The organism is Curtobacterium aurantiacum (assembly GCF_018598555.1).
GTDB classification, from domain to species: domain Bacteria; phylum Actinomycetota; class Actinomycetes; order Actinomycetales; family Microbacteriaceae; genus Curtobacterium; species Curtobacterium aurantiacum.
This window is the reverse complement of sequence record NZ_JAHEWN010000007.1, coordinates 1-14,452: the sequence shown is the minus strand read 5'-3', so window position 1 is coordinate 14,452 and position 14,452 is coordinate 1. Positions and strand designations below refer to the sequence as shown.

At 71.0% G+C, this 14,452-nt stretch carries 11 protein-coding genes; all 11 read left to right on the top strand.

Annotation, left to right across the window (positions count from 1 at the left end):
* The first annotated feature begins 67 nt into the window (after positions 1 to 67).
* Positions 68 to 1,108 carry a phenylalanine--tRNA ligase subunit alpha gene (pheS, locus tag KK087_RS07900; RefSeq protein WP_214564771.1) on the top strand — a complete coding sequence of 347 codons (1,041 nt, stop codon included), beginning with the start codon at positions 68 to 70 and terminating at the stop codon, positions 1,106 to 1,108.
* Positions 1,108 to 3,600, top strand: a complete 2,493-nt coding sequence (pheT, locus tag KK087_RS07895; protein WP_214564770.1) for a phenylalanine--tRNA ligase subunit beta — start codon at positions 1,108 to 1,110, stop codon at positions 3,598 to 3,600. Before pheS ends, pheT begins: the two co-directional genes overlap by 1 nt.
* A 77-nt stretch (positions 3,601 to 3,677) precedes the next feature.
* A complete protein-coding gene (locus KK087_RS07890; RefSeq protein ID WP_214528671.1) occupies positions 3,678 to 4,775 on the top strand; it encodes an N-acetyl-gamma-glutamyl-phosphate reductase in 1,098 nt (365 codons plus the stop codon).
* The gene (gene argJ / locus KK087_RS07885; RefSeq protein ID WP_214564769.1) at positions 4,772 to 5,980 is read left to right on the top strand and encodes a bifunctional glutamate N-acetyltransferase/amino-acid acetyltransferase ArgJ; all 1,209 of its coding nucleotides are present in this window, start codon (positions 4,772 to 4,774) and stop codon (positions 5,978 to 5,980) included. Before KK087_RS07890 ends, argJ begins: the two co-directional genes overlap by 4 nt.
* The gene (gene argB, locus KK087_RS07880) at positions 5,980 to 7,032 is read left to right on the top strand and encodes an acetylglutamate kinase (RefSeq protein WP_214528669.1); all 1,053 of its coding nucleotides are present in this window, start codon (positions 5,980 to 5,982) and stop codon (positions 7,030 to 7,032) included. Before argJ ends, argB begins: the two co-directional genes overlap by 1 nt.
* Positions 7,029 to 8,252 carry an acetylornithine transaminase gene (locus KK087_RS07875; RefSeq protein ID WP_214564768.1) on the top strand — a complete coding sequence of 408 codons (1,224 nt, stop codon included), beginning with the start codon at positions 7,029 to 7,031 and terminating at the stop codon, positions 8,250 to 8,252. Before argB ends, KK087_RS07875 begins: the two co-directional genes overlap by 4 nt.
* Positions 8,249 to 9,172: an ornithine carbamoyltransferase gene (gene argF, locus KK087_RS07870; RefSeq protein WP_214528667.1), complete on the top strand. Its 924-nt coding sequence runs from the start codon at positions 8,249 to 8,251 to the stop codon at positions 9,170 to 9,172. The genes KK087_RS07875 and argF overlap by 4 nt, the downstream gene beginning before the upstream one ends.
* 18 nt (positions 9,173 to 9,190) lie before the next feature.
* Positions 9,191 to 10,387, top strand: a complete 1,197-nt coding sequence (locus tag KK087_RS07865) for an argininosuccinate synthase (RefSeq protein WP_214544211.1) — start codon at positions 9,191 to 9,193, stop codon at positions 10,385 to 10,387.
* An 85-nt stretch (positions 10,388 to 10,472) separates the two neighbouring features.
* Positions 10,473 to 11,909, top strand: coding sequence for an argininosuccinate lyase (gene argH / locus KK087_RS07860; RefSeq protein WP_214544210.1), 1,437 nt, complete (start codon positions 10,473 to 10,475; stop codon positions 11,907 to 11,909).
* The gene (locus KK087_RS07855; protein WP_214564767.1) at positions 11,906 to 12,604 is read left to right on the top strand and encodes a DNA-3-methyladenine glycosylase; all 699 of its coding nucleotides are present in this window, start codon (positions 11,906 to 11,908) and stop codon (positions 12,602 to 12,604) included. The genes argH and KK087_RS07855 overlap by 4 nt, the downstream gene beginning before the upstream one ends.
* A gap of 64 nt (positions 12,605 to 12,668) precedes the next feature.
* Entirely contained in the window at positions 12,669 to 13,982 is a 1,314-nt protein-coding gene (gene tyrS / locus KK087_RS07850) for a tyrosine--tRNA ligase (protein WP_307860007.1), read from the top strand.
* Positions 13,983 to 14,452: the final 470 nt, after the last annotated feature.

The window sequence follows — 14,452 nt, the reverse complement described above, 5'->3', positions numbered from 1 at the left end:
CGTCGGCCATCCACCGTCTGCTCGGTGCAGGTGGGTGGTATCCCGACGGCCGGTAGGCTTGGGTCTCGTGTCAGAACCTCTCGAGATCAGCGAATCGGCCGTCGCCGACGCGGTGGACGCGGCCCTCGCCGCCGTCCGCTCCACGACGACGGTCGCCGAACTGAAGCAGGCCAGGGCCGAGCACACCGGTGAGCAGTCACCGTTGGCGCGGATGAACGCATCGATGCGCAGTGTGCCGCCGGAGCAGAAGGCCGCGGCCGGCAAGCTCGTCGGTCAGGCCCGTGGGCGGGTGAACGCGGCGATCGCCGAGCAGGAATCCGCCCTCGCGGTGGCCGAGGAGCGCGCACGGCTCGACGCCGAGCGCGTCGACGTCACCGCGTTGCCGGTCCACCGACCCACCGGCTCCCGCCACCCGCTCTCGCTGCTGAACGAAGCCGTCGCCGACATCTTCGTCGGCATGGGGTGGGAAGTGGCGGAAGGCCCGGAGCTCGAGCACGAGTGGTTCAACTTCGACGCGCTGAACTTCGACCAGGACCACCCGGCCCGGGCGATGGCCGACACGATCTTCGTCGAGCCCGTCGACCGGCACCTGGTCATGCGCACCCACACCTCGCCGGTGCAGGTGCGGTCGCTGCTCGCGCGTGACCTCCCGCTCTACGTCATCGCGCCAGGACGCGTCTACCGCGCCGACGAGCTGGACGCCACGCACCTGCCGGTCTTCACCCAGGTCGAGGGCATCGCGATCGACAAGGGTCTGACGATGGCGCACCTCCGTGGCACGCTCGAGCACTTCGCCCGGCAGATGTTCGGCGCCGAAGCGCAGATCCGGCTCCGCCCGAACTACTTCCCGTTCACCGAGCCCAGTGCCGAGATGGACGTCTGGCAGCCGAACGCCAAGGGTGGCGCGCGGTGGGTCGAGTGGGGTGGCTGCGGCATGGTGAACCCCAACGTCCTGCGTGCCGCCGGCATCGACCCGGACGAGTACCAGGGCTTCGCGTTCGGCATGGGCATCGAGCGGACACTGCAGTTCCGCAACGGCCTGAACGACATGCGTGACTTCCTCGAGGGCGACCTCCGCTTCTCGCAGCAGTTCGGAACGGTGGTCTGATGCGCGTCCCACTCCGTTGGCTCGGTGAGTCCGTCGACCTCCCCGAGGACGTCACCCTCGAGCACGTCCACGCGGCGCTCGTGTCGGTCGGCTTCGAGGAAGAGGACGTCCACACCTTCGACCTGACCGGACCCGTCGTGGTCGGCCGGGTGCTCGAGCGCGTCCCCGAGCCGCAGAAGAACGGCAAGACCATCAACTGGTGCCAGGTGGACGTCGGCGAAGCCGAGCCCCGCGGCATCGTCTGCGGCGCGCACAACTTCGACGTCGGCGACCTCGTCGTCGTCACGCTGCCCGGCGCCGTCCTGCCCGGGCCGTTCCCGATCGCCGCCCGCAAGACCTACGGCCACGTGTCCGACGGCATGATCGCCTCGGCCCGCGAGCTCGGGTTGGGCGACGAGCACGACGGCATCCTGCGCTTCGCCGACCTCGGCATGGAGCCCACCGTCGGTGCCGACGCGATCGCACTCCTCGGCCTCGACGACGCCGCGGTCGAGATCAACGTCACGCCGGACCGGGGCTACGTGCTGAGCATGCGCGGGGTCGCTCGCGAGTACGCGCACGCCACCGGTGCGAGCTTCCACGACCCGGTCGACCGCGTCGCACCGCGCTCAGCCGAGGGCTTCCGCGTCACGATCGACGACCAGGCCCCGATCCGCGGTCGTGTGGGCGCGAGCACGTTCGTCACGCGCGTCGTCCGTGGCATCGATCCGGCCGCGAAGACACCGTCTTGGATGGTGTCGCGCCTCGCCCTCGCCGGCGTGCGCTCCATCTCGCTCCCGGTCGACATCACGAACTACGTCATGTTCGAGCTCGGCCAGCCGCTGCACGGCTACGACCTGCAGACGATCGCGGGTGGTCTCGGTGTGCGTCGGGCGACCGCCGGAGAGGCGCTCGAGACCCTCGACGGCGCCGTCCGGAAGCTCGACCCCGAAGACCTCGTCATCACCGACGACGACGGGCCGGTCGGCCTCGCCGGCGTCATGGGCGGAGCCCGCACCGAGATCTCGGCGGGCACGACGGACGTCCTGATCGAGGCCGCCGGGTTCGACCAGGTCTCCATCGCCCGCACCGCACGCCGCCACAAGCTGCCGAGCGAGGCGTCCCGCCGCTTCGAACGCGGTGTCGACCCGCTCGTGGCAGAGGCCGCGGCGAACCGCGCGGTCGAGCTCCTCGTCGAGCTCGCCGGCGGCACCGCTGACCCCCTCGGGTCGACGCTGGTCGACGGCCAGCCGCGGGCGACCGTGACGATGCGGCTCACCCGCCCGGCCGAGCTCGTCGGCGTCGACTACACCGACGCCGAGGTCATCGAGACCCTCCGCGCGATCGGCGCCACGGTCCAGGTGGACGGCGACCAGCTCGCGGTCACCCCGCCCACCTGGCGTCCCGACCTGACCGACGACACCACCCTCGTCGAAGAGGTCGCGCGCATCGTCGGCTACGACCGGATCCCGAGCGTCCTGCCCGTCGCCCCGCCCGGTCGCGGTCTCACCCGACACCAGCAGGCACGTCGTCGGGTTGCCTCGGCCCTGGCTGCCGCGGGCCTGACCGAGGTCGTCACGGCACCGTTCGTGTCGGCCGCGACGCAGGACGCCTACCCGGGGATCGACCCGCAGGGCGGCCCGAGCGTCGTGCTCGCGAACGCCCTCGACAGCGAGCAGAACCTGCTGCGCCGCAGTGGCGTCCCGGCCCTCGTCGACGCCGCACGCCGCAACGTCTCACGAGGACTCGTCGACGTCGCGCTGTACGAGACGTCCCGCGTGTTCCTGCCGGAGACGGGCGTGACGCTCGGCACCGACGGCGTCCCGGCCGGTGCCACCCGGCCCGACCGCGCGACGCTCGAGGCGCTGGACGCGTCGCTGCCCGCCCAGCCCTTCCACGTCGCCGCGCTGCTCACCGGCAACCGTGTGGTGAAGCAGCCAGGCACGGCCGCGGAGCCCTTCGGCATCGCCGACGCCGTCGACGCGGCCCGCCAGGTCGCGTGGGCCGTCGGTGTGGAGCTGACCGTCGCGCAGACGACCCACCCGTCCCTGCACCCGGGCCGCGCCGCGTCGCTGCTCGTGGACGGCTCGGTCGTGGGCGTCGCCGGTGAGCTCCTGCCCGAACTGGCCGAGGCAGCAGTCCTGCCCCGCGTGGTGGCGGTCGTCGAGCTCGACCTCGACGCGCTCGTCGCCGCGGCACCCGAGCTCGTCTCGGTCGCGCCCATCGTCTCGTACCCGGCCGCCACACAGGACCTCTCCCTCGTGGTCGACGCCGACGTGCCGGCCGGTGACGTGTTGGATGCGGTCCGCTCTGGCGCGGGAGACCTGTTGGAGTATGCTCGGCTCGTGGATGACTACCGGGGCTCCGGCGTGGACGAGGGACAGAAGTCCCTGACGTTCGCCCTGCGCTTCCGTGCCACGGACCGCACCCTGACCGCTGCCGAGGCCACCGAGGCCCGTGACGGCGCTGTCCGACGTGCCGGCGAGCGATTCGGGGCGACCCTGCGCGACTGACCCACACGGGATCAGCACCGCCCGGGGTCGCCGCCTCCGACTCTCTCGACGAACAGTCCGACCAAAGGTGGAATCCCATGTCCGTATCCGTCGCCGTGGCGGGAGCCTCCGGCTACGCGGGTGGTGAGCTCCTGCGCGTGCTCTCCGCCCACCCCGAGTTCGACGTCAGGACGGTGACGGCGTTCTCGAACGCCGGACAGCCGCTGATCGCGACGCAGCCGCACCTCCGCTCGCTGTCGCACCTGACCCTGGTCGAGACGACGGCCGAGACGCTGCGCGGGCACGACGTGGTCTTCCTGGCACTGCCGCACGGTCAGTCGGGCGCGATCACAGCGGAGCTCGGCGACGACGCCCTCGTGATCGACTGCGGCGCGGACCACCGGCTGACGGACCCGGCTGCGTGGGAGAAGTTCTACGGCGGCGACTACTTCGGTGCGTGGACCTACGGGCTGCCCGAACTCCTGCTCGCGGCGCCCACTCCCGGTTCGGCCGAGGAATGGCGTGACGTCGACGACATCGCATCCCAGGGCAAGCAGCGTTCCGCCCTGGTCGGCACGAAGCGCATCGCGGTTCCCGGCTGCAACGTCACCGCGGTGACGCTCGGTGTCCAGCCCGGCATCCAGGCGGGCCTCGTCGAGTCCGACGACCTCGTCGCGGTGCTCAGCGTCGGGCCGAGCGGTGCCGGCAAGAAGCTCAGCACCACGTACCTGGCCTCCGAGATCATGGGGTCCGCCAGTGCCTACGCCGTCGGCGGCACGCACCGGCACGTCCCCGAGATCCAGCAGAACCTGCAGGTCGCCGGTGCTTCCGACGTGACGATCTCGTTCACGCCGGTCCTCGTCCCGATGTCCAGGGGCATCCTGGCGACGACGACCGCGAAGCTCTCGCCCGGCGTCAGCGCGCGCGACGTCCGGCTGGCCTGGGAGCAGGCGTACGCCGACGAACCCTTCGTGCACCTGCTGCCCGAGGGCGAGTTCCCCCGGGTCGCGGACACGATCGGCGCGAACACCGCGCTCGTGGGCATCGCCGTCGACGAGGCCGCCGGTCGCGTCGTCGCGGTGACCGCACTCGACAACCTCGCCAAGGGCACGGCGGGCGCAGCCGTCCAGTCGGCGAACATCGCCCTCGGTCTCCCCGAGACCACGGGCCTCAGCGTGGACGGAGTCGCACCGTGACCGACGCAGGCCAGACCACCCAGACCGCCCCGGGCCTCCAGGACCTGCAGGGCGTCACCGCGGCAGCGGGTTTCCGCGCTGCCGGCGTGACCGCCGGCCTGAAGACCAGCGGCAAGCCGGACGTGGCGCTCGTCGTCAACGACGGCCCCGACGCGGCCGTCGCCGCGGTGTTCACCAGCAACCGCGCCCAGGCGCACCCCGTCATCTGGTCGCGTCAGGTCGTCGGGGACGGCGTGGCCCGTGCCGTCGTCCTGAACTCCGGCGGTGCGAACTGCTTCACCGGTCCGTTCGGCTTCCAGACCACGCACCTGACCGCCGAGGCCGTCGGAGACGCACTCGGGATCGGTGCCGGTGACGTCGTCGTCTGCTCCACCGGGCTCATCGGCGTGGGCGACCAGACCTTCCGCGACAACGTGCTCCGTGGCGTCGACCTGGCGAGCGCGGCTCTCAGCAACGACGGCGGCCCCGACGCCGCGACCGCCATCATGACGACGGACACGAAGGCGAAGCAGTCCGTCGTGACCGAGGACGGCTGGACCGTCGGCGGCATGGCCAAGGGTGCCGGGATGCTCGCGCCGGGCCTCGCCACGATGCTCGTCGTCATCACGACCGACGCGGTGCAGACGCCGGACCAGCTCGACCAGGCCCTCCGCGCTGCCACCCGGGTCACGTTCGACCGCGTCGACTCCGACGGATGCATGTCCACCAACGACACCGTCGTCCTGCTCTCCTCGGGCGCGAGCGGTGTGACGCCCGAGGTCGGTGACTTCCAGGAAGCGCTGACCGCGGTCTGCGCGGACCTGGCCCGTCAGCTGCAGCAGGACGCCGAGGGCGCGAGCCACGACATCGCGATCGAGGTCGTGCACGCCGCGACCGAGGACGACGCCGTGACCGTCGGCCGGAGCGTCGCCCGGAACAACCTGTTCAAGGCCGCCGTCTTCGGCAACGACCCGAACTGGGGCCGGGTGCTCGCGGCGATCGGCACGACCGACGCCGAGTTCGACCCGTACGCGGTCGACGTCAGCATGAACGGCGTCCGGGTCTGCCATGCCGGCGCCCCCGACCAGCCGAGCGACACCGTCGACCTGACCCCCCGTGACACCCACGTGCGCATCGACCTCGGCGTCGGCACGCACTCGGCGACGATCCTGACCAACGACCTCACGCACGACTACGTGCACGAGAACAGCGCGTACTCCAGCTGATGGCGGCGGACACGGACGGGGCAGGCACGCCCCTCACGAAGGAAGAAGAACACGAGTTCGCCGCGGTCAAGGCCGCGACGCTCATCGAGTCGCTGCCCTGGCTGAAGCGCTTCTCGGGCAAGGTCGTCGTCGTCAAGTTCGGCGGCAACGCCATGGTGAACGAGGACCTGAAGCGCGCGTTCGCCGAGGACATGGTCTACCTGCGGTACGCCGGACTGCACCCGGTCGTGGTGCACGGCGGCGGTCCGCAGATCTCCGCCGCGCTCAAGGAACAGGGCATCGAGTCCGAGTTCCGCGGCGGCTACCGCGTCACCACGACGGAGGCGATCACGGTCGTCCGTGACGTCCTGGCCGGCGAGGTCAACCGCGAGATCGTCGACTTGATGAACGAACACGGTGAGGGCCTGGCCGTCGGTGTGTTCGGCGACGGCGGCTCGCTGTTCACCGGCGAGAAGAAGGGCGTGGTCGTCGACGGGCAGGAGTACGACCTGGGGCACGTCGGGGACATCACCCACGTCGACCCGTCCGGGGTCCTCGCCGCGATCGAGGCCGGGCGCATCCCGGTGGTCTCGAGCATCGCGGTCGACGACGCCCACCCCGACCAGGCACTCAACGTGAACGCGGACGCGGCGGCCGGGGCCCTGGCGATCGCGCTCCGAGCGTCGAAGCTCATGATGCTCACCGACGTCCCCGGGCTGTACCGCAACTGGCCCGACCGTGACTCGATCGTCGACCTCATCGCGGTCGACGAACTCCGTGAACTCCTGCCGAGCCTCGAGTCGGGGATGATCCCGAAGATGACCGCGTGCCTCGACGCCGTGGTCGGCGGGGTCGGCGGGGCGACGATCATCGACGGCCGGATCCCGCACTCGATCCTGCTCGAGGTCTTCACCCTGCGGGGTGCGGGCACCGAGGTGATCCCGGACCCGAGCCGTCGCACCGAGAACCAGATGACCCACGCCGAGATCGGCCGACGCGTGGCGTCGCCGTCGATCGACAGCAGTACCGGCCAGCACGTGGCGGGTACGGACGAGAAGGGACACCAGCAGTGAGCACCGAGACGCAGACCGAGACCTGGAACGACCGGTTCGGGGCGTCGCTCATGCGATCCCTGACCCCGCCCAAGATCATGCTCGAGCGCGGCGAGGGCTGCCGCGTCTGGGACGTCGAGGGCAACGAGTACCTCGACTTCCTCGCCGGCATCGCCGTGAACTCGCTCGGCCACGCGCACCCCGCCCTGGTGGAGGCGATCGCCGACCAGGCCGCGAAGCTCGTGCACGTCTCGAACTACTTCGCCACCCCACCCCAGCTCGAGCTCGCCGAGCGCCTGAAGCGCATCACCGGTGCGGGTGACGCCGGTCGCGTGTACTTCGGCAACTCCGGCGCCGAGGCGAACGAGGCCGCGTTCAAGCTGGCCCGCCTCAACAAGGGCGCGGACGGCACGAAGACCCGGATCCTCGCGCTCAAGCAGGGCTTCCACGGCCGCACGATGGGGGCACTGGCACTCACCGGCAAGCCCGCCCTGCAGCAGGACTTCCTGCCGATGATCCCCGGCGTCGAGCACATCGACACCTCGATCGAGGCCCTCGAAGCGTCGATCGACGGCACCGTCGCCGCGCTGGTCATCGAGCCGATCAAGGGCGAGGCCGGCGTCGTCGACCTGCCCGAGGGGTTCCTGCTCGCTGCACGCCGGCTGACCGAGGAGCACGGCGCCCTGCTCGTCCTCGACGAGATCCAGACCGGTGTCGGCCGGACCGGCAACTGGTTCGCGTTCCAGGGCCACGGGATCACCCCGGACGCCATCACGGTCGCCAAGGGCATCGCCGGTGGGTTCCCGATCGGTGCCCTCGTGACGTTCGGCTGGGCGTCCGACCTCTTCTCGGCCGGTCAGCACGGTTCCACCTTCGGCGGCAACCCGCTCGGCACCCGTGTCGCGAACGCCGTGCTCGAGGAGATCGAGCGCGCCGACCTCGTCGCGGCCGCAGTGGTCAAGGGCGAGCGGATCCGTGACGGCATCCGCGCCATCGGCTCCCCGCTCGTCCAGGAAGTGCGCGGCACCGGCCTCCTCATCGGCGTCGGCCTGACCGGCCCGATCGGGCCCCTCGTCAACGCTGCCGCCCTCGAGCGCGGCCTCATCATCAACGCCCCCAACGAGTCGAGCCTGCGCATCGCGCCGCCCCTCATCGTGTCCGACGCGGAGATCGACGCGTTCCTGTCGATCCTCGCCCAGAGCCTCGTGGCCGTCGCCGCAGCGCAGGAGCCCACCGCATGACCCGCCACTTCCTCCGCGATGACGACCTCAGCCAGGTCGAGCAGTCCGCGATCCTCGACATCGCCGACCGCATGAAGGCCGACCGCTGGGCCGACAAGCCACTCGCCGGTCCGCAGAGCGTCGCGGTGATCTTCGACAAGTCGTCGACGCGCACCCGTGTGTCGTTCCACGTCGGCATCTCCGACCTCGGCGGCAGCCCGCTGATCATCTCGACGGCGAACAGCCAGCTCGGCGGCAAGGAGACCCCGTCGGACACCGCCCGCGTACTCGAGCGCATGGTGTCGGCGATCGTCTGGCGCACCTACGGCCAGGCCGGGCTCGAGGAGATGGCCGCCGGCACGACGGTGCCCGTGGTGAACGCGCTGTCCGACGACTTCCACCCCTGTCAGCTGCTCGCCGACCTGCTCACCATCCGTGAGCACCGCGGCACGCTCGCCGGACAGACCGTGGCGTTCATCGGCGACGGCGCGAGCAACATGGCGCAGTCGTACCTGCTCGCCGGTGCGACCGCGGGCATGCACGTCCGCGTCGCCGCCCCGGCCGGCTTCGTCCCCTCGCAGCAGGTCGTCACCGACGCCGAGGACCGCGCTGCGGTGACCGGTGGATCGGTCCTCGTCGTGACCGACCCGGTGGCCGCGGTCGCCGGCGCGGACGTCGTCGTCACCGACACCTGGGTGTCGATGGGCAAGGAGTCCGAGAAGCAGTCGCGCCTCGACAGCTTCGCGGGGTACCGCGTCGACGACGCGCTCATGGCGCACGCCGCTGACGACGCCGTGTTCATGCACTGCCTGCCGGCCGACCGCGGGTTCGAGGTGACCGCCGATGTCATCGACGGGCCGCGCAGCATCATCTGGGACGAGGCGGAGAACCGTCTGCACGCCCAGAAGGCGCTGCTGGCCTGGCTGCTCGCCAACGACTAGCCCACGGAAGGAACACCAGTGGCTGACCGCGTCGTCCTCGCGTACTCCGGCGGTCTCGACACCTCCGTCGGGATCGGTTGGCTGCGCGACGCCACCGGCAAGGACGTGGTCGCTCTGGTGGTCGACGTCGGCCAGGGCGGCGAGGACCTCGAGTCGGTCCGGCAACGGGCACTCGACTGCGGTGCCGTCGAGGCGCTCGTCGTCGACGCCAAGGACGAGTTCGCCGACGAGTACATCGTGCCGGCGCTCCGGGCCAACGCGCTGTACCAGAAGCGGTACCCGCTCGTCTCGGCGCTGAGCCGCCCGCTCATCGCCAAGCACCTCGCCCTCACCGCCAAGCAGCTCGGGGCTGACAGCGTTGCGCACGGCTGCACCGGCAAGGGCAACGACCAGGTGCGCTTCGAGGCCGCCGTCGCGGCGATCGCACCGGAGCTCCGCACGGTGGCGCCGGTGCGAGACCTCGCGCTCACCCGCGACCGCGCCCTCGCCTACGCGCAGGAGCACGGGCTGCCCGTCCAGCAGCCCGAGCGGTCGCTGTACTCGGTCGACCAGAACGTGTGGGGCCGCGCCGTCGAGACCGGGCTCCTCGAAGACCCCTGGAACGCCCCCGCCGAGGACCTCTACGCCACCACGCAGGACCCGGCACTCCCGCAGCCGGCGGATGAGGTCACGGTCACGTTCGAGCGCGGTGTCCCGGTCGCCCTCGACGGGCAGCGGTTCAGCGTGCTGCGCATGGTGCAGGAGCTCAACGCCGTCGCCGGCAAGCACGGCGTCGGACGCATCGACGTCGTCGAGGACCGCGTGGTCGGCATCAAGTCGCGCGAGGTCTACGAGGCGCCCGCCGCGATCGCGCTCATCGCCGCGCACGAGGAGCTCGAGAGCCTGACCCTCGAGCGCGACGTCGCCCGGTACAAGCGCGGGGTCGAGGCCGAGTGGGCCGACCTGGTCTACGACGGCCTGTGGTTCGGCGGGTTGAAGCGCAGCCTCGATGCCTTCGTCGAGCACACCCAGCAGCACGTCTCCGGTGACGTCCGACTGCGGCTGCAGGGCGGTCGTGCCACGGTCACGGGTCGTCGGTCGGAGCAGAGCCTCTACGACTTCGACCTGGCGACGTACGACACGGGCGACGCGTTCGACCAGACGGTGGCCAGGGGCTTCATCGAGCTCTGGTCCCTCCCGAGCAAGATCTCCGCCCGCCGCGACGCGGCGAACTGACCGACCGCACGGGACGACGCGGCGAACTGACCGACCGCACCACGACCACCACCAGCCCAGCACCGACGAGACGACGCAGGACGACATGACCGACGAGAAGACCGACGCCACCAACACCGGTGCCCTCTGGGGCGGCCGCTTCGCCGACGGCCCGAGTGCGGCCCTCGCCGCGCTCTCGAAGTCGACGCACTTCGACTGGCAGCTCGCTCCCTACGACATCGCGGGGTCCCGGGCGCACGCCCGAGCGCTCCACACCGCCGGCTACCTGACCGCGGACGAGCTCGAGCGCATGCTCGCCGGCCTCGACCGGCTCGAAGCAGCGCACGCCGACGGCACGCTGCAGCCGGACGAGTCCGACGAGGACGTCCACGGCGCCCTCGAACGCCTGCTCATCGCCGACCTCGGCCCGGAGCTCGGCGGCAAGCTGCGCGCCGGCCGGAGCCGGAACGACCAGATCGCCACCCTGGGCCGCATGCACATGCTCGACCACGGGCGGCGGATCGGCCGGCTCGTGATCGACCTGATCGACGCGATCACCCAGCAGGCGACCGAGCACCCGGACGCGATCATGCCCGGGCGCACGCACCTGCAGCACGCCCAGCCCGTGCTCCTCGCCCACCACCTGCTCGCGCACTCCTGGCCGCTGGTCCGCGACCTCGAGCGTCTGCGCGACTGGGCCGGCCGCGCGAGCGTCAGCCCCTACGGCGCCGGTGCGCTGGCCGGCAGTTCCCTCGGGCTCGACCCTGCCGCGATCGCCGCGGAGCTGGGCTTCGACCGCCCGGCGGACAACTCGATCGACGCCACGGCAGCACGCGACGTCGTCGCCGAATTCGCGTTCGTCCTCGCGCAGATCGGCATCGACGTCTCGCGCCTGTCCGAGGAAGTCATCCTCTGGAACACGAAGGAGTTCGGGTTCGTCCGCCTCCACGACGCGTTCTCGACTGGCTCGAGCATCATGCCGCAGAAGAAGAACCCCGACATCGCCGAGCTCGCACGCGGCAAGTCCGGCCGGCTGATCGGCAACCTGACCGGGCTGCTCGCGACCCTCAAGGGACTGCCGCTGGCGTACAACCGCGACCTGCAGGAGGACAAGGAGCCGGTCTTCGACTCCGTCGCCACGCTCGAGGTCCTGTTGCCCGCGTTCACCGGCATGATCGCGACCCTGACCTTCGACACCGACCGGATGGCCGAGCTCGCTCCGCAGGGCTTCTCGCTCGCGACGGACGTCGCCGAGTGGCTGGTCCGGCAGGGCGTCCCCTTCCGGGACGCGCACGAGGTCTCCGGGGCGCTGGTCCAGTACTGCGAGGGGCGCGGCATCGAGCTCGACGTGCCGACGGACGACGAGTACCGCTCGGTGTCCGAGCACCTCACACCCGAGGTCCGGTCCGTCCTCACCATCGAGGGCAGCGTAGCGTCGCGTTCGGGCGTCGGCGGGACCGCTCCCGACCGGGTCGCCGAGCAGCTCGCGTCCGTCACCCGCCGCGTCCGCGACCTCGCCGAGGGCGCGCCCTTCTCGCGATGACCGAGGGGATCGCCGCGCTGCTCGCCGAGCCCGCCCCGATCGCCGCGCCGGCCCTGCTCGGCGCGACGATCGCGGGTCGCGGTGTGACGCTCCGCATCACCGAGGTCGAGGCCTACTTCGGCCCCACCGACCCCGGATCACACGGTCACCGGGGGATGACGGAGCGCAACCGCCACCTCTTCGGCCCGCCCGGGACCCTGTACGCGTACCGCTCGTACGGCATCCACACCTGCGTCAACGTCGTGAGCGCGCCGGCCGGCACCTCGTCGGGTTCGCTGCTCCGTGGTGCGCAGGTGGTCGACGGCCTCGACGTCGCGCGGGCACGTCGCGGACCGACCGTCGCGGACGTCGCGTTGGCACGCGGGCCCGGCAACCTCGGTGGTGCCCTCGGGGCGGTCCTCGGCGAAGACGACGGCACGTCGCTCCTCGACGGGTCCGGCCCGTTCGTGCTCACCCTGGCACCCGGCCTGGAGGCCCGGCTCGCCTCCGCCGGACCGGCCCACGTGCTCGACGAGCTCCTGTCCGAGACGGTGCCCGGCCCGGGCACGGGCGGTCCGGTCCCACGCATCTCGCGCGGTCCACGCACCGGCGTCGGCGGGATCGCCGGCGGAGCGCGGTACCCCTGGCGCTTCTGGCTGACGGGTGACCCGACGGTCTCGACGTACCGACGGCACAAGGGCGCCCTCGACTCGTGAACCCGGCCACGGGCCTCCCGGCCGACAGCGCCTGCCGGACGTCCGTCGCCGCTACGATGGCGGGGTGTCCAGTGATACCGCTCAAGACGTCCTGACGCGCCAGCAGAACGACCCCGCCTTCGACTCGGTGTGGGACGAACTGCGGTGGCGCGGTCTGGTGCAGGTCTCGACCGACGAGGCCGCGCTCAGGGAAGCCCTCGACGGTGATCCGATCACGTACTACTGCGGGTTCGACCCGACCGCGCCGTCGCTGCACTGCGGCAACCTCCTGCAGCTCCTGACCATGCGCCGGCTGCAGCTCGCCGGGCACAAGCCGCTCGCGCTCGTGGGCGGATCGACCGGCCTCATCGGTGATCCGCGTCCGACTGCCGAGCGAACCCTGAACACCCCGGAGACCGTGGCCGAGTGGGTGTCCCGACTGCAGACCCAGGTGTCCCGGTTCCTCAGTCCGGACGGCGACAACGGCGTCCGCCTGGTGAACAACCTCGACTGGACCGCACCGATGTCCGCCATCGACTTCCTGCGGGACGTCGGCAAGTACTTCCGCGTCAACTCCATGCTCAAGAAGGACGCCGTGGCCGCGCGGCTGAACTCCGACGCGGGCATCAGCTACACCGAGTTCAGCTACCAGATCCTGCAGGGGCTCGACTACCGCGAGCTGTACCGGCAGTACGGGTGCACGCTGCAGACCGGTGGCTCGGACCAGTGGGGCAACCTGACCTCGGGCACGGAGCTCATCCGTCGTGCCGAAGGTGCCACGGTGCACGCCCTCGGGACCCCGCTCATCACGAACTCCGACGGCACGAAGTTCGGCAAGAGCGAGGGCAACGCGATCTGGCTCGACGCGGAGATGACCTCGCCGTACGCGCTGTACCAGTTCTGGCTCAACACGGCGGACGCCGACGTGATCGACCGCCTGCGGGAGTTCACGTTCCTGACGCGGGCCGAGATCGAACGGCTCGAGCAGGTCGTCGCGGACGAACCCTTCCGGCGGGAGGCCCAGCGGACCCTGGCGTTCGAGGTCACCTCGCTCGTGCACGGGACGGCGGCCACGCAGGCGACGATCGATGCCGCCGCGGCGTTGTTCGGCAACGGCGACCTCGCCGCACTCGACCCGGAGACGCTCCGGTCGGCGATCGCGGAGCTCCCTGGGTCGGTGACCCTGGAGCCCGGTGCCGACGTGGCCCGCGCACTCGTCGACACAGAACTCGTGAAGTCGCTCGGGGAAGCCCGTCGCGCGATCGACCAGGGCGGCGTCTACGTGAACAACGTCCGAGCCGAGGACCCCGCCGCGGTGCTGTCCGAACTCGCACTGCCCGGGGGAGTGCTCGTGCTCCGTCGTGGCAAGAAGACCCTGGCCGGCGTGACGCTGGCCTGACCCCGGCAGTTCGACCCCTGGCGATGCCCGGTTCCCGCGCGGAACCGGGCATTTCTGCGTCCGGGCGACGTGTGTTGCACAACGCGACACGCCCGGGATGGGAGCTGGCTTGGCGCACCCGCTCAGGGCTGCGTATAGTTCTTACTCGTCACCCCAAAGGTGCGGCGGAGCGGCTGGAGCGAAAGCCCAGAGCACGCCGGCCCTCAAGCGGGACCATCCTCCACTGAAGTTCAGATCTGGCCTTGCGCCGGATCGCTTCGACGCCTAGGATGACAAGCCCACCGGTTCTCTCCCCTCGGGATGAGCCACTGGACCTTCGGGTCCGACGAACAACCGGTGGCAAGCCAAGTACACAAGCCTTGTGGCTGAAGCTCGAACTCGAGCCGAGGAGCAAGTGCGTCTGGTCCTTGAGAACTCAACAGCGTGCACATTGTCAATGCCAATTTATTGATTGACCTCGTGCCTGGTCG

Bases quoted from the DNA above. Each gene is read 5' to 3' on its own strand.
- pheT (WP_214564770.1), top strand. From the start codon at position 1,108: ATGCGCGTCCCACTCCGTTGGCTCGGTGAGTCCGTCGACCTCCCCGAG.
- KK087_RS07890 (WP_214528671.1), top strand. From the start codon at position 3,678: ATGTCCGTATCCGTCGCCGTGGCGGGAGCCTCCGGCTACGCGGGTGGT.
- argB (WP_214528669.1), top strand. From the start codon at position 5,980: ATGGCGGCGGACACGGACGGGGCAGGCACGCCCCTCACGAAGGAAGAA.
- argF (WP_214528667.1), top strand. From the start codon at position 8,249: ATGACCCGCCACTTCCTCCGCGATGACGACCTCAGCCAGGTCGAGCAG.
- argH (WP_214544210.1), top strand. From the start codon at position 10,473: ATGACCGACGAGAAGACCGACGCCACCAACACCGGTGCCCTCTGGGGC.
- KK087_RS07855 (WP_214564767.1), top strand. From the start codon at position 11,906: ATGACCGAGGGGATCGCCGCGCTGCTCGCCGAGCCCGCCCCGATCGCC.